Genomic DNA, 15,227 nt, shown 5'->3' on the forward strand with positions numbered 1-15,227 from the left:
AATCTACAAGGAACCACCATGCCGGACAGAACCATACAGGGCGTGGCGCTCGGCTTCGCCGCCTTCGCGCTGTTCTCGCTCAGCGATGCGAGTGTGAAACTGATCGCCGGGGTGATCCCGCCCATCCAGTCGGCCTTTATCGGCGCGCTGTTCGGGCTCCTGATCCTGCCGTTTCTGCTCCATCCGGGTGACCGGGTGACGGATATGGTTCGCAGCGTGAACCGGCCTCTCTGGCTGGTGCGCTTCCTCGCCTATCCGGCAGGGGTGATCGGCTCGGTCACGGCCTTCACGCATCTTTCGATGTCCGAGGCCATGGTTCTGATGTTCCTGCAACCGGCTTTCGTCACCCTGATGTCGATCTTCTTTCTGAAGGAAAAGGTCGGCTTGCAACGGTGGCTCGCGATCCTGATCGGCTTTGCGGGCGTGTTGATCGTGCTTCGGCCCGGATTTCGCGAATTGTCCATCGGCCATCTCGGCGCGATCTTCGCCGGGCTCGGCGGGGCGACCTCGATCGTGGTGTTCCGCGCGCTCGGCGACCGGGAGAAGAAGGTGTCACAGGTCGGAGCGGGCCTGCTGGGAGCGGTCCTCATCTGTGGTGTCCTGAGCATCCGCGACTTCGTGATACCGGATCTGCGGCAGCTTGCCCTGCTGGCCGGCTACGGCCTGCTTGCGGCGCTTGCCAATGTTCTGACGACGAAAGCTTCGGTGATGGCCCCTGCAACACTCGTCGGCGCCACGCAATACGGCCAGATGATCTGGGCGATCCTGCTCGATGATCTGTTGTTCAACCTGCGACCGGACAGGACGATGCTGGTGGGCAGCCTGTTCATCCTTGCCTCTGGCGCGCTGACGATCATCCGGGAACGGCATCACCGCCGTCCGTGGGCCGCACCGCTCGGCGGCGAAAAGCCTGCCGCCGCCATTCTGGCGCATCGCGCAGGAGAAACGAAGCCGCCTCACAATTCCTGAAAGCCCGGTCTGCTCAACCCATAAGCGCAACCGCAGCTTCCGATGTCTGCATCTGGAAGGTCAGGCTTTCCTGCAGGTAAAGGGTTACCGTATCGGCGGTATGCGCGAGGTAGCCGATGGAAATGTCCTGCCCCAGCCAGAGGTCGAAATCGCCGCCGCGGGTGGTCACGATTACGCCGCCTTCCAGCGCCTCGCTCCAGACCACAGGGGCGTCGAGCAGCTTCTCCAGGTGGCGCACAACCGGGTATCCGTCCTCGGCACCACCGGTGGCTTCGGTGAAAGGGGTTGTTCCCAGAACCAACGCATAGGGACCGTTCACGCCCGCAAGGCGCAGCGAGGTGACGGCGCTTGCCACCGCTTCGGGATAGTCCGCGACATCTTTGGGCAGCGCGATGGCCGGATTGCTCGAAGAGGGCAGGATCCCCTCTATGCCCGCCTCGGCATAGCCGAGAAACACCAGCCGGTCCTCGGCAAGCGCTATCTTGCGGGCGGCATCCTTCAGGGGCTGCCAGTCGGAATCGTTCGACCCGCGCGTCACATCGTCAATCGCCGCACGCGTCAGCTCGAACGGCACCCGCAATTCGATCAGCGGCGTCACTTCGCGCCGCGCAAACTGGACGCCCTCGACAGGCGAAGGGGTCGGGCTGAGATGTCCGGTGCCAACTGCGGAGAGATCGAAGCCCTTCGGGCCATGCAGATCGACCACATGGCGCGCGCCCAGATACCGTTTCAGCGTGCGCTTCGCCTCTTCTTCGATCTGCACCCAGGCAGCATTGCTGATCGGGGCCAGTTCGCGATGAAGATTGTCCATATCAGTTCCCCTGTTTCAATGACCCAAGGCCAAGCGAGCGGTCCGGCTCCGGCTCAGGTGCAGCTTCGGGTAGGACCAGTTTTCCGCCCCGCGCGATCACATCCAGCATATCCGCAGATGGGACGAAGAACAGGCATCCCGTCACGGCAGCGCTGACATCGAGGATACGGTCGTAATTGCCCGGAGGCTTGCCGATGAACATGTTGCGGAGCATGGTTTCCATGCGTCCGGGTTCGCGCGCATAACCGATGAAGAATGTGCCGAATTCACCCTTCGCGGGGCTGCCGAACGGCATGTTGTCGCGCAGGATTTCCAGCTGTCGTCCGGATTCGTCTTCGATATTGGTCAAGACATTATGAGCGTAGCTTGCCTTTTCGCCATCGGCGAGTTCAACATCGGACAGTTTCTGGCGACCAATGACGCGTTCCTGCTGCTCCACGGGCATCGCTTCCCACTGCGCCATATCGTGAATGTATTTCTGGGTGATGACATAGCTGCCGCCAGCAAAGACCGGATCCTCGTCGCCGATCATCACCGCCTCTGTCAGATCGCGGCCAAGCGGGTTCTCGGTGCCGTCGACAAATCCCAGAAGGTCACGGTTATCGAAATACTTGAAGCCCTGCGTCTCATCCTCGACCGAGGTCACAGCGGCGAGCCTTCGCATGATGCGGGAAACCAGCTCAAAGCAAAAATCGGACCTGGCGGCGCGGATATGAAACAACAAATCCCCCGCCGTCGCGGGCGCATGGTGGATGCCGGCAATCTCCCGGAAGGGATGGAGCCCCTGCGGAACCGCCCCCGGCGCCATCCGGGACCACAGGTTTGCGCCGATTCCCACGACACAGGTCAGCCCGGCTTCCGAACTGCGAAAGCCCACCGCCTTGACCAGCGAGGGCAGATCACCAAGCAGTCCGCGCAAACTTGCCAAAGCATCATCGCCCTCCGCCAGCGTCAGGGTGACGAAAATCGCGCTTCGTGTCAGCGGGCCATCGACGGGCTGGCTTATTGCGGGCTGCATCGCAACTCCTATGACTCTGAGGTCAGGATATAATTTCATCTTTCAGAGAAACAAAGCCCGGTTGAGCCTGAGGAACCCGAAAAGGCAGGCGGATCAGCGGAAGTTGGCCCCGGGTCGGATAGCGCAATCCCCACTCCACCGATAAATCTCCGGTCCGATGCGAAATGGCAGGTGCAAGGGTCATCAATTATCCTCAATCCTCGTCACTGTACCAGTCGGAGCGCCGGCTACCAAACGCCAGACCACCCTCTCCGCACCGGTTTTCGGAACGGCGGCCAGACGGCGGCGGATCAGGGAGGAAGTCTGAACTCTCAGCGCTCATCATCACCCGGCGTGCTGCGTCGGTCATACCGTAACGTATGATGTATTCGGTCAGTGCTCTTTCAAGATCAGCAATACGGGCTCTCAACTCTTCGGTCGCGGGCATGCCTTCACCTGTCAATTCAGGGCAAAAACGACGTAGAACAACATTAAGGCCCTGAAGCCGACCTCCCAAGAGAAATTCCAGAAAGGAGCAAGCTGACCACACTTCAAAGACTTCGGTTCGGCAAAATCCAGCTGAATGGAAACACTCTATCGGAGAACTCGGCCCTATAGCCTGGCTTGCAGCCAGTCGCGCAGCACGACGGCGTGGTTGTGGTCGCGATCATGGGCAGCGGTCAGAAGCGTGACCGGGCTCCTTCGGCACCAGCTCAGACAATGCTCCACAGCTCCGGAGTTTGCCGCCAGTTCCGTCTCATAACGATCGCGGAACTCCGTCCAGCGAGAGGGGTCGGCATGGAACCATTGGCGCAGCGTCGTACTCGGGGTCACATCTTTGGGCCAGTCGTCGAGCTGAAGATGCGCCTTGGAAACGCCTCTCGGCCAGAGCCTGTCCACCAGGAGACGCGCGCCGGTCATTGCCTCTGGCGGATCGTAGACCCGTGCGAGGAAAATTTCAAAATCGGCCATTCCTGATTCCTCCGATATCGAATCTCAGGGCATCGGCCAAGATATGCCTGCCCCGGCGCGGTGCCGGATGCAGTTCAACGGGCGCTGCGCGATGCCCGCGCCTCTCTCGACAGCATACCAAAGTACACAATTCTGAACCACCTGTGATACTCTGTATTCAGAATGAACATCTTTCCTTCCTACCACTCGCCTTCGCATTTGTCGCTCCTTCCACAGGCCCGACCATTCACCGCTCGACCAGAAGATATTCATGTTGAATGATCGAAGTATGAGTAAGGAAGGAGTTGAACATCTCTAGTCACACCGAAGTGGCTTTGCGTGACACATGCCCAACTGACGGAAAGCCAGACAATCGCCGCGGCGCGATGCATGAAGCATTTCACAGTGACCTGCCACTGAACTTTCATCCAGCCGCGACCGGAGTCCGCTGGTCATTTACGCCCTTCGGCGTGTGTTGAGCAATTACTCGGCGCGCGGAGCTATCATGCTGCGCAGCGGGACGGGTGATTGCGGTTGCCAGATGCAGGGCAAAACCTGCTGGGGTTTGGTATCCGAGGGCCGAGTGCGGCCGTTCGGTGTTGTAGTCGGTGACCCATTCGGCGATCAGATCGCGCGCGTGGGCGATGTTGCGAAACAGCGTCTCATTCAGGAACTCGTCCCGCATTCGACCATTGAAGCTTTCCACGAAGCCATTCTGCATTGGCTTTCCCGGCGCGATGTAATGCCATTCGATCTTCTGCTCGACGCACCATCTCAGGATCGCGTTCGAGGTCAGCTCCGTGCCATTGTCCGAGACAATCATCCCGGGCCTGCCGCGGCGCTCGATTAGGACCGTCAGTTCGCGCGCCACGCGGCGGCCCGAGATTGAAGTGTCAGGGATCGCGGCAAGGCATTCCCGCGTGACATCGTCCACCACGTTCAGCACCCGGAAGCGCCGCCCGCAGGCGAACCATACGTGCTGATCGCGCGGAAACCGCAGGCGCTTGAGGACCTTTATACCGAGATTTCTGGTGGCGGAGATGCAAATCCCTGGGAACTGCTCCCTATTACCGGCGCTGCCGATCCGAGCTGGCGATATATCCTGATCAATACTTTTGGGACGCCGCCTAGCATAGTCATGGTTCCCCGTGGCGATCGGATAGCAGATCGTCTTGATGACCTGATCCTCAACTTTGTCGGCCCCCTCTCGGTCACCCGACCATTCTATCAGGAAGTTGTCGCAACCTGCCCTCGCGCATGCCTGAGCCCTGAGGCAAATGTTGCGGCGATGACCGAGTTCGTGCGACGTCATGAGAAGCACTGGGCAGATCGGGCGTGGCAGCCAGAGTAGTGGAGTGGTCAGGCATGTGGCTACGAAACCTGCCTTAAACCTCCGTACGCACCGCGATCCTTGACTCTCTGCGCCCAACCACTATCTTTGTGCTGTGCCATAAAGAGCATCTTGGGCCGGGTCAGCTTGGATATTGCCCCGCCCATTTGGATGATGGTTCTGCCAAGAGGACCATTTGCAGGACACGTTAAGGTGGCGTCCGACCCCTTGAGCTAAGGACGCGCTGCTACTGCGAGCACATCGATCAACGCACGGTTCCCACACGGGTACCGTGCGTTTTCGTTCCGGAGAAGGCTGTTATCACTGACCAGTGCGCGTCCTCGCCGCGCGGCGCACGGTGTTCAACAATGGCTGTCCCCGTCCGCGAGCGGACCGCCATCACCCGAAGAGACCGCCAGCTGTGATCACCGAAGAACACGGGCGTGCCTTCGCGGATGATCGTCGCAACATAGCCCGCCACCCCATCAAAATCGAGAAATCCGGCGGCGACCATTTCGCGCTCGTGCTCAGCCCAGATGTGCTCGGCACCGAAACCACGATTGGGGCCATTGTGGCGACCATGAAAGAGGCGGATCTCACCGGCCGGCAGGATGATGCCCGGCGCACGCATCTCAAGCAGCCGTCCGAAAGCGAGGGCACCCGAAGGGTGCAGGATCGGGGTCATTGACATGGGTGTCAGCCCTCGGTCTTTGCAGCTGAGGTACGCTGCCTGGCTGCCACTGCCCGGGCGTTTGCGCGGGCATTTGGACGCTCGGTCTTCTGACGCGCGGCCTCACGTTCAGCCCGCTCATCGTCGAAATCCGGGGCAAGCTTCTTCAACTTCCTGACCAAGCCGTCGAGATGATAGATATTGGACCCAAAATCCCCCGCCGCTGTCGTCTGCTGCTCACGCCTCAGAAACCCTTGCGCCTCCAAGTCACGAATGTGCTTCTGCAAGGTCGTCTCAGACATCTCCAGACGCTCCAGCAGCTTCCGCTTCGACGGGAAGGGTGGCTTTGCCGGATCCATCCAGTAGCTCAGCAGCTGAACCAGAATGTTGAACTGGGCCGTGTTCAACCCAAGGCGCTTCTGGCCCCGAACGAGGATGTTCGGAACCCCGGTAAATCCGTGGCTCATCACGGCAGGGCCGAAGATCCTTTCGGTTGAGGACTTCTGACGCTTCGCCGGGGCGGCTTCTGCCTTTTGTGGCGGTGTCTTCTTCTGGGACATGGCTCGCGCCTCCTTTCGGCATTGGATCTACGAGCCACACTTCCTCGGAACAAGGCGCGCCGAGGGATTGGCGGTGTGCAGTTTCTGGCCCACCTATATCCCGGTATCCCGCTGACTGGGATAACCCGTTGACTGGATCATGGTACTTAGCTGTTCAGCTTCTTGGGCCAGGTGGACCGAAATCTACACCTACCCGTGGGGGCAAATATTTGCCATCGCGAAATGACCATGAATCCCGAAACTATCCGGATTCTCTCACTTGAATAGCGCCTCTTCTCGGCAGGCGCCACACCGAGTAGCCTGCGCAGGTTCGTCGAAAGCACGGGCCTACAAGCTCATCGAAGATGATGTTGCAATAATTACGGCTGACCACTACCTTCAAATTCCAAGGGTGAACCCCGTAGCTGTCGCCGGCTGAAACCTTCATCTCCTGATACTGCACCTGACCTCGATCTCTCACTCGATGGTCGTGTCTAACCGGCGATCACGGCCTTGGAGATGAGCATGATCGACGCCACCATTCCATTTCACCTGTCCGCAGCCGACTTGCCTACCTTGAAAAAGGCAGAGGCACTCCATCTGCCAGGTATTGCGCCCAGCCTCCGCCCGGAGTTCGTTGCGCGTGCATTTGGCTTTCAAACCGCCACTGGTTTCAGGGAGAAGCTGCAAGCGGCTCCAGATCGCGAGCATGAGATCAGTCTCTCTTTCCCAGCGGCGGCAGACTTCGCCAGCTCTCGGGATCTCACGGTGCCGGCACGAAGCGTCTACGATATCCTCGCGACAACCGTGATGGTGAAGGAAGCATCACGAGATCCGGAGATCAATGACATGGGTTATGGCAACAGGTATCTCTGGCCGGAAAACCGACACATCCGCAATGAGCTGGCTGGCGTGCCTGTGCACATGCAGGGCAATGTCCGGTCAGCAATCTGGCGCAAGCGGATCAGCGAGTCTCGCGCCAAGGTGACGGACATTGTGAAACGTGACAGCCTCCTTCACGCGCTGGCCTATGCGTCCCGACTCGAGAAGATCAAGACCACGCAAGAAAAAGGCGCCTACTTCCTGAAGCATCGCGCCGAAGAAACGCCCTTCCGGCTCTTCGGTGACGTGGCGATCGGGCACAACTACGTATCAAACACGGATATGATCATCGCCATGCTGCATCTCGGCTTCCAGATGAATGGTCGGCACCGGATGGAGGAAAGGCTCCACCCACGGTTCAACTATTCCATGAAGTCGGTCCACTCGATGAAGCCATACTCCGTCCGCTACGAAGACGCAGCGTAAGCCGACGATACACTAATCGGCTCGGGAAGGGGTGATCCCTGTGATCAGCGCCTGCAATATTGAATGGTGAGCGCTTCGCGCTCACCATTCAACCCTTGGAAATCAACACGTAGCGTCTGCGCCCTGCTCGCCGTGACAGATGTCAGCGCTTCTTGTTCGATTGAGACAGGACCGACCCCGCAAGCGCTTTCGTCCTGTCAGAGTATCGGTCGCTACGCAGAACCTTTGAGGCCAGATCCTCCATTTCCGCGCCGGTTTGACGGTTGGTGCGGGACTGAGACAGCGCCGAACCAGCTAGTTTGCGCGCAATCTGCGAGGAGCCCGGTTTGAACAGGGTATCTGCCGCCAGCGAAGCGACCTTGCTCGATGTGCCCTTACGATTAATCGCCATGAGAACCTCCCTATGTAGTATGCGATTCCTTTCAACCAGCCAAATCTGGGGATGGAGCGAAACGACCACAAGTTCAGGAAACGAATATTTCGCCAAGTAGCGGCAACGATGGCATCTACTCCAATCAACCCCCAAGCGCTTGGGCACGAGCAAGTCGAATTCTGGGTTGACGACGGAAACCCCACGACGCAGCCTTTCGCAAATATTGCTCCAAGAGAAAATCCATGCCCATTTCGCACGTCGTCTGGACGATCGGACCCGATCCTAGAGAAGTGCCGCCCGGCACACTGCCTTCTGAGCAGCTCCTTGAGGAAATGATCATCACCCAGCCACGGATTCTGTCATCAGAATGGATGCTGATCGGCCGACAGGTCGAAACCGGCCATGGCGGACGCCTCGATCTCTTGGCCATCGCTCCCGATGGCTCTCTCGTGCTGGTAGAGCTGAAGCGGGACAGAACGCCCCGCGAGGTGGTGGCGCAGGCCCTGGATTACGCATCCTGGCTAGAAAAGCTTCAGGCGACGGACATCAACACGATCTATGAGAGGTTCCGACCCGGTGGAAATCTGACCACAGATTTCCGAGCGCGATACGGTCAGCCCCTAGACGAGGAGGTGCTGAACGAAAGCCATCAGATCGTCATCGTGGCAGCAACCCTCGACGCAAGCAGTGAGCGCATCGTGAACTACCTCAATGATCGCGGCCTGGCGATCAACGTGCTCTTCTTCCAGGTTTTCAACCATGGCGACCAGCAGTTGCTCAGCCGCGCCTGGCTAATCGACCCGGGCGAGGTACAGGTCCATGCCGCGAATGCCTCCGCTCGCGGTGAACAGGAACCATGGAATGGCGAGTTCTATGTCAGCTTCGGCGCAAGTCATTCGCGTATTTGGGACGAAGCTGTCCGTTACGGGTTCATCTCGGGTGGCGGCGGAGCATGGTACAGTAACTCCCTTCGCATGTTAGCGCCCGGTGATCGCATCTGGGTCAAGATTCCCGGTGAGGGCTTCGTTGGAGTCGGGCGTGTCACCGGACCTCGAGTTGCAGCCGCAGACTTCGAGATTGACGGCCAACCTGCTCTTGATGTCCTCGAAGGAGACTATCACCGCGCGCTCTCCACCGATCCGGAGAAGGCAGAGTACTTCGTGCCTGTCGAATGGATGCACACGCTGCCACCGACCAAGGCGGTCCAGGAAGTCGGCATGTTTGGGAACCAGAATACCGTTTGCAAACCGGTCACGCCGAAATGGCGCTCTACAGTTGATCGCTTGAAGCAATTGTTCGGTGTAACCTAGCAACAGCCTCGGTATGCCTCTCGCATCATGTGCGATGAGGCTTGAGCGATGCGGACAGCCCCGATATAGTAGCAAGATATAGGGGCTGGCGCGCTGTGTATGCAGGTCGGCGCGGCAGGTGAGAGCCAACCCTGCGAACCTGATCCGGGCCCAATGGATCCTGGTTTGCTTCACCTGCCTGCATGATCAATGGCCTCTGCCTCATCCTGCGCGCACACCGGATCCAGCTAAAGGGCCCAAGGCTTAAATCGGATCCGCTCTGTGCCTGTAAGGAAAGAGCCATGACCAAATTCAATCCAAATCAGACCTCCCATCTCAGCGTCGGTTTTGATCAGCTTTCAAAAGGTATCGACAAGATTCTGGTTCGCTGGCCCACGGGCGAACGACCGTCCAAGCTTACTCTGCTTAACGATCTGGCCGAAGCCATCCGTCCAGGGTCAAACTGGGGTGCCTTGAAGGCACTGAAAGCAGCGCCGGCCCCGACAGTGGCACAATCAAATGCGGAGCTGATCCCTTACCCCGCGACTTCTTCCGTGAGGATGCCGGCGCGCCTCACTCCGGTCGCGCATGACGAAGATGGCCACACACTCCTTGAACTGACCGAAAGTCTGCGTCCACTGTTTTCGATGTCTCATCGGAACGACCCAATCATTGGACTTGACCTTACGCTGACCGACGGGAACGGCTTCATATCCGCCTCGATCTATAGCCGCCTGATCCTGCTTCACGAGGGAAGAACTCGTTCCGTTCCGGTTTTTGCACACGATATGGACGCTGAGACGGTCGCCCTCATCTTCGGCGCAATTCAAGAAATCGAACTGACCGAACTCTACCCGGTTCTGACGCAGGCCGGGAACAATGATCTTCGCATCATACTCGGTCCCTGTCAGTCTATCGGAGCATTTCCAGAGCCCTACAGTAACGGCGGAAGCGCCGAACATTTGGGCTTGCGCGTGCTCTTTGACGAAGAGGCGCCGCCCGGAGCTGCGGATCTGGATGTTCTTCTGCGTCTTGCTTCCGTAGCAACGCCCCATCTTTCGCTGAAGCAGTTCCCAGCAAACAAGCAAATCCAGTTCAGGCTGACTCAACCCCTAACGGATATCTGGGCGCCCACGGACTTTGAGATCCCAGCCAATCTGGATGACCGCCCTGTCTTTCTTCTGCCTGGAGCCGAAGGATGGGTCAGAGACAGTGACAGAATATTCGATGTCCGGATCCATGGTCATTCAAAGCTCGGGGAGGCGCTGGATCTGGCACTGACGTTGATCAATATCGATGACCCCGACATCGTCCTGCACGCGGCTGTCACCTCCGAACCTAAGCGGCTTAAGCAGGGTGTTGTTGAGCGCGCTGGTTGGCGCGGCGGCTTTCACAAAGACTGGCGAGTGCTGCGGGTAAAGTCCGGAAGGCGGCCCGAAATTTTGAGGCTGGAGCCCGCGCTGCGAGCACGGCTTGAAGCCGGGTTCAATGGCTGGGCTGCACGAGATGGCTTCAAGTTGGTTGAAGCCATCTCGGAAGTGGAGGCTGAAGCCCTAATTCCACGAAACCGGCGCAGGGCAACACATCATCTCAAGCAAGTCGAGGCGATCATGCATGGCGCCGACCCCATGGACAAAGAGCTCATGCAAACGTTGGGTCGGTAGCCGAAGAAGAATCTGACCTATGCGGCCAAGCACACTCACTATCATAGGCCCGCTCCAGACTTTTCCATGACATCGAAGCGATCCGGAAACTAAGAGCCGGATCGCGCGGAACCTGCACAAGGATCACGAAGGCCCTCGCTTGACCTTCGACTGGTGACGGCCGTAAGCGCGACGCTGATCCCCTCCTGCCGCTTCTGATCTGACCGGGCCATTCTCCGGGCGCATGAGCATCGGAGGTGTTGGGTTGGAACGAGGCGGCAAAGTGGGCGTCCATTTGGACGGCTCCTCGGGTGGTGAGGTTTCACGGCTGGAGGTGATCGAGGGGCCGACCGGGCGACGGCGGCGCACGAAGGCGGAGCGGGCGCGGATCGCGGCGGAGAGCCTGGTGCCGGGGGCTTCCGTGACGGGTGTCGCGCGGCGGCACGGGACGACGCGCTGGCAGGTCTATGACTGGCGGAAGAAGCTGCGGACGGGTCAGCTTGTCGTGCCCGAGAGCGTGGCGGCCCTGCCGATGTTCGGCGAGCTGGTCGTCGAGGGCGCCGCAGCGGAGATGCCGGCAGAGACGGAGGTCACCACCGGCGTGGAGATCGTTGTCGGCGATGTCGTGATCCGCGTCGGGGCCGACGCGGATGAGGCCCTGCTGACGCGGTCGATCCGGGCGGTGCGGGCGGCGGCAACGTGATGCTCGGTCAGGGAGGGCCGGTGAAGGTCTACGTGGCGACGCGCCCGGTGGACTTCCGCAAGGGGATCGACGGCCTCGCGCTGGCGGTGCAGGAGATGTTCGGGCTCGATCCGTTCTGTGGGGCGGTCTTCGTCTTCCGCTCGAAACGGGCGGACAGGATCAAGTTGCTGGTGTGGGACCAGACCGGGATGGTGCTGGTTCACAAGCGGCTCGAGGGCAGCAAGTTCGTCTGCCCCCAGGTGCGGGACGGGGTGATGCGGATGTCCTCGGCGCAGCTGGCGGCGCTGTTTGAAGGGCTGGACTGGCGGCTGGTGCGACCGGAACGGGCGCGGCGGCCGCTGGTCGCAGGATGAGCGGGCGGACGCACAGGAAGCGCCTGTTTTTGCTGGCCAGAACCGCGTCAGCGTGATTCACTCCGAGGCATGGATGCCGATGCCCTCAGCCGCGAGAATGCTCATCTGAAGGCACGCCTCACCGAGGTCGAGGCGGCCCCGCTCGAGGTGCAGGAGGCCAACCGGCGGCTGGAGGGCATCTTGCGCGCCTCGCAGCGCGAACGGTTCGGCAAGAGTTCCGAGAAGCTGTCGCCGGACCAGTTCAATCTGCCGCTCGAGGATGCCGAACTGGCCCAGGGCGTTCTCGCGGCCGCACAGGAGAAGGCAGAGGCCGCGCTTGCCCGGGCGCGCGGGGAAGAACCTCGCAAGCCCGCGCGCAACCGCGGGCATCTGCCACCGGACCTGCCCCGGGTCGAGCGCGTGATCGAGCCCGACAGCACCCTTTGCCCCTGCGGCTGTGGGGAGATGGCACGGATCGGGGAAGATATATCCGAGCGGCTCGATGTGATCCCGGCGCAGTTCCAGGTGCTGGTGACGCGGCGCCCGAGATACGCCTGTCGCCGCTGCTCGCAGGCCGTGGTGCAAGCCCATGCCCCCGAGCATGTCGTGCCTGGCGGGCTGCCGACCGAGCGGCTGATCGCGTGGATCATCGTCTCGAAGTTCGGCGACCACCTGCCGTTTTACCGACAGGCGGGGATCTTCGAGCGGCAGGGGTTGCATCTCGACCGCGGCACGCTCGGCAACTGGACGGGGCGCGCCTGCTTCCACCTGATGCCCGTCATCGACCACATGCGCGCCCATCTGCGCGCCGCCGACAGGATCTTCGTCGACGAGACCCGCGCGCCGGTGCTCGATCCGGGCCGCAAGGCCACCAGGAGCGGCTACTTCTGGGCCGTCGTGTCCGACGATCGTGGCCATGGCGGTGCCGGCCCGCCAATCGTGCTGTTCCACTACGCCCCCGGCCGGGGGAAGCAGCATCCGCTGAGGTTCCTGGACGGATACCGTGGCCGGTTTTTACAATGCGACGCCTACCAGTCCTACAATGCGCTGACCGAGATCACGCGTGATGAGGGCCCGTGGCAGTTGGTCTATTGCTGGACCCATGTCCGCCGCCGCTTCGTCAAACGCTTCGAGAGCGAGGGCTCGCCCATCGCCGAGGAGATGCTGCGCCAGATCACGTTGCTGTATCAGATCGAGAAGACCGTGCGCGGTCAGGCTCCTGCCGACCGCCTCGCCGCCCGGCGCGAGCAGGCCGCCCCGATCATCGCCGCGCTCAAGCCGTGGCTGGAGACCCAGCTCTCGCGCATCCCGCAGAAATCCCTGCTGGCCGAAGATATCCGCTACACTCTCGCTCACTGGCCCGGCCTGATCCGCTTCCTTGACGACGGCACCCTCGAGCTCGACACCAACCCGGTCGAGAACCAGATCCGCCCGATCGCGCTGACGAGGAAGAACGCCCTGTTCGCCGGTAATGAACTCGGCGCCGAGAACTGGGCCATGCTCGCCTCGCTCGTCGCCACCTGCAAGATGGCCGGCGTGAACCCCGTCGACTATCTCGCCGACACCCTCCGCGCCATCCTCGACGGCCACCCCAGATCCCGCATCGAGGACCTCATGCCTTGGCGGCACGCCCAGCCGTCAAGCCTCGCCGCATAGGGCCGCGTCATCGCGCTTACTGACGGCCGGACGCAGCGGCCTGACCGGATAGTACTCAGCAGGTTGCCGCGCCGATCTCCGGTCGGCCCTGAGCAATTCGAGCAGCATTAGAACTGGGCAGGTGGCGTCATTCGTCCTCACTTGTGATCGGCAGATCCAGCGCGATGTCAGCGGCTAGCTTGAGCAGCCCGGCATCTTCCAGCGCCTCGAGGTCCGGAAGGTCGCGCAGGGATTCCAGCCCGAACTGCACCAGAAACCCCGGCGTGGTGACATAGGTATAGGGCGCGCCGGGTTCGGGGCTGCGCGGGCCGCGGGCGATCAGGGCCTGGCGGTGCAGGCGGGCGATCAGATCGCGGCTGACCTCACGGCCCGTCAGGCGCGAGATCGCGCCCCGGGTGACCGGCTGCATATAGGCGATGATGGTCAGGACGAGGGCTTCATTCTGGGTCAGATCGCGAGTGGCATCACCCTCACCGCGCGCCATGCGGATCGCGCCTGCGTGCTGCGGCCGGGTGCGGAACTGCCAGCCCCCTGAGATACGTGCGATCTCGTAGGGACGGCCCGCGAGTTCAGCGGAGATATCCTCGATCAGCAGATCGAGGGCGCAGTCCCGACCGACCACTCGGGCGAGGACATCCCGGCCCACCGGTTCGGAGGATGCAAAGAGTACCGCCTCGACCCGCGCCATCCATTCCCGCCAGCGCAAGGCCTGCGGCAGATCGGCGAGTTCAATGTCCAGCGGCTCGGCAGATTTCTGGGCCATCGTCACAACCCGTAAAGCCGGAAGGTCGCCCGCCCGGTCAGTTCCCGCACCAGCCCGAGGGACGTCAGACGATCAAACAGCCGCCGCGCCGCGCGATCACTGGCCTCGGCTCCGGCCTGTGCCGCCAGCGCGTCCTCGGTCAGAAGGGCAGTGAGGATGGCAGCGGTGTCCTTTCCCGGCCGCCGCAGGTTTGCCGCGCGCAGAGCAGTGGCGCGGCGGATCAGATCGATGTGAAGATCGAAGGCAGCCACCGCGCCCCTGCCCCAGGCCGCAGCACAGGCCGCAAGCCATGCCTCGCCCTCCAGCCGGAAGGCTGCCCGCGGCAGATGCGCGGCGAGCAGCGGCACCGGGCGGTCGTGGCCGAGCGCCCGGGCCAGATGAGCATCAGCTAACCAGAGCGCCAGGCCGCGCCAGGTCGGGCCGAGGGCGAGAACCTCCCGCGCGGCTTCGGCTGCGAAGCGCAAGGGCGGGGTGCGGCCAACAAAGCGCGCGCCAAGGTCGCGCAAGATCTCGGCGCCCGGTTCGGGTGGCAGATCGAAGAAGCCGGGTAGTCGCGCGGGCCAGTCAACCGCACGCAGCGCCCGCGCCTCGCCCAAGGCGCGCCAGCCGATCAGCATCCGCCCTGCAGGGCCGGGATCATCAGCCGGTTTGCGCAGCGCGAAGGTATCACGCAGCTGCACTTCGCCCTCCCGGCGGCCCTCCAGCTGCGAAACCGCCGCGGCGGCGGCGAGCGCCAAGCGCTTGCGCCAGAGGATGCCGACCGGATCCTCAGACCGGGCCATCGGGTCGAGCGCGGCAAGGGCCGCACCGGTAGAAAACATTGCCGTTTCAATATCATCGCGACCCACTCCCTGCCGGATCCAGCGCGGCGGGACCGGAGGATTTGGGGGCAT

General features: G+C 61.5%; 16 protein-coding genes and 1 pseudogene. 7 read left to right on the forward strand and 10 right to left on the reverse strand.

Annotated features, from left to right (window positions below; genetic code table 11):
* Positions 1-18 precede the first annotated feature (18 nt).
* Positions 19-969, forward strand: coding sequence for a DMT family transporter (locus XINFAN_RS20400; protein WP_124088692.1), 951 nt, complete (start codon positions 19-21; stop codon positions 967-969).
* A gap of 13 nt (positions 970-982) precedes the next feature.
* Here the strand turns inward: XINFAN_RS20400 and XINFAN_RS20405 are convergent, their stop codons facing one another.
* From XINFAN_RS20405 to XINFAN_RS20435, 7 genes and pseudogenes are all read right to left on the reverse strand, one after another.
* Positions 983-1,780: a family 1 encapsulin nanocompartment shell protein gene (locus tag XINFAN_RS20405; RefSeq protein WP_124088693.1), complete on the reverse strand. Its 798-nt coding sequence runs from the start codon at positions 1,778-1,780 to the stop codon at positions 983-985.
* Position 1,781: 1 nt separating this feature from the next.
* Entirely contained in the window at positions 1,782-2,798 is a 1,017-nt protein-coding gene (locus tag XINFAN_RS20410; protein ID WP_124088694.1) for a Dyp-type peroxidase, read from the reverse strand.
* 193 nt (positions 2,799-2,991) lie between these two features.
* Positions 2,992-3,225, reverse strand: a complete 234-nt coding sequence (locus XINFAN_RS20415) for a hypothetical protein (protein WP_124088695.1) — start codon at positions 3,223-3,225, stop codon at positions 2,992-2,994.
* A 164-nt stretch (positions 3,226-3,389) separates the two neighbouring features.
* Positions 3,390-3,749: a DUF488 domain-containing protein gene (locus XINFAN_RS20420; protein ID WP_124088696.1), complete on the reverse strand. Its 360-nt coding sequence runs from the start codon at positions 3,747-3,749 to the stop codon at positions 3,390-3,392.
* Between the two features lie 403 nt (positions 3,750-4,152).
* Positions 4,153-4,707 (reverse strand): annotated as a pseudogene (locus XINFAN_RS20425) (integrase core domain-containing protein); the annotation flags it as partial.
* Positions 4,708-5,323: 616 nt separating this feature from the next.
* The gene (locus XINFAN_RS20430) at positions 5,324-5,743 is read right to left on the reverse strand and encodes a hypothetical protein (protein WP_124088697.1); all 420 of its coding nucleotides are present in this window, start codon (positions 5,741-5,743) and stop codon (positions 5,324-5,326) included.
* A gap of 11 nt (positions 5,744-5,754) precedes the next feature.
* Positions 5,755-6,288, reverse strand: a complete 534-nt coding sequence (locus XINFAN_RS20435) for a helix-turn-helix domain-containing protein (protein WP_124088698.1) — start codon at positions 6,286-6,288, stop codon at positions 5,755-5,757.
* Positions 6,289-6,792: 504 nt separating this feature from the next.
* Here XINFAN_RS20435 and XINFAN_RS20440 point away from each other — a divergent pair.
* A complete protein-coding gene (locus tag XINFAN_RS20440) occupies positions 6,793-7,575 on the forward strand; it encodes a hypothetical protein (protein WP_124088699.1) in 783 nt (260 codons plus the stop codon).
* A gap of 142 nt (positions 7,576-7,717) precedes the next feature.
* On the opposite strand, the gene XINFAN_RS20445 is transcribed toward XINFAN_RS20440, so the two are convergent.
* Entirely contained in the window at positions 7,718-7,966 is a 249-nt protein-coding gene (locus XINFAN_RS20445) for a hypothetical protein (protein ID WP_124088700.1), read from the reverse strand.
* Positions 7,967-8,190: 224 nt separating this feature from the next.
* On the opposite strand from XINFAN_RS20445, the gene XINFAN_RS20450 reads away from it, so the two are divergent.
* From XINFAN_RS20450 to tnpC, 5 genes are all read left to right on the forward strand, one after another.
* A complete protein-coding gene (locus tag XINFAN_RS20450; RefSeq protein ID WP_124088701.1) occupies positions 8,191-9,258 on the forward strand; it encodes a DUF8606 domain-containing protein in 1,068 nt (355 codons plus the stop codon).
* Positions 9,259-9,539: 281 nt separating this feature from the next.
* Complete coding sequence (locus XINFAN_RS20455) at positions 9,540-10,901, forward strand: hypothetical protein (protein ID WP_124088702.1); 1,362 nt, start codon at positions 9,540-9,542, stop codon at positions 10,899-10,901.
* Positions 10,902-11,163: 262 nt separating this feature from the next.
* Positions 11,164-11,583 (forward strand): IS66-like element accessory protein TnpA, encoded by a 420-nt coding sequence (gene tnpA, locus XINFAN_RS20460; protein WP_199286489.1) that lies wholly within the window; start codon positions 11,164-11,166, stop codon positions 11,581-11,583.
* Positions 11,584-11,603: 20 nt separating this feature from the next.
* Positions 11,604-11,936 carry an IS66 family insertion sequence element accessory protein TnpB gene (gene tnpB, locus XINFAN_RS20465; protein WP_199286490.1) on the forward strand — a complete coding sequence of 111 codons (333 nt, stop codon included), beginning with the start codon at positions 11,604-11,606 and terminating at the stop codon, positions 11,934-11,936.
* A 69-nt stretch (positions 11,937-12,005) separates the two neighbouring features.
* Positions 12,006-13,571, forward strand: a complete 1,566-nt coding sequence (gene tnpC, locus XINFAN_RS20470) for an IS66 family transposase (RefSeq protein ID WP_124088705.1) — start codon at positions 12,006-12,008, stop codon at positions 13,569-13,571.
* Positions 13,572-13,698: 127 nt separating this feature from the next.
* Here the strand turns inward: tnpC and scpB are convergent, their stop codons facing one another.
* Positions 13,699-14,334, reverse strand: a complete 636-nt coding sequence (scpB, locus tag XINFAN_RS20475) for an SMC-Scp complex subunit ScpB (RefSeq protein WP_124088706.1) — start codon at positions 14,332-14,334, stop codon at positions 13,699-13,701.
* Positions 14,335-14,336: 2 nt separating this feature from the next.
* Entirely contained in the window at positions 14,337-15,155 is an 819-nt protein-coding gene (locus tag XINFAN_RS20480) for a DUF1403 family protein (RefSeq protein WP_233352430.1), read from the reverse strand.
* Positions 15,156-15,227: the final 72 nt, after the last annotated feature.

It is taken from the genome of Pseudogemmobacter humi (genome assembly GCF_900609055.1).
Taxonomy (GTDB): Bacteria; Pseudomonadota; Alphaproteobacteria; order Rhodobacterales; family Rhodobacteraceae; genus Pseudogemmobacter; species Pseudogemmobacter humi.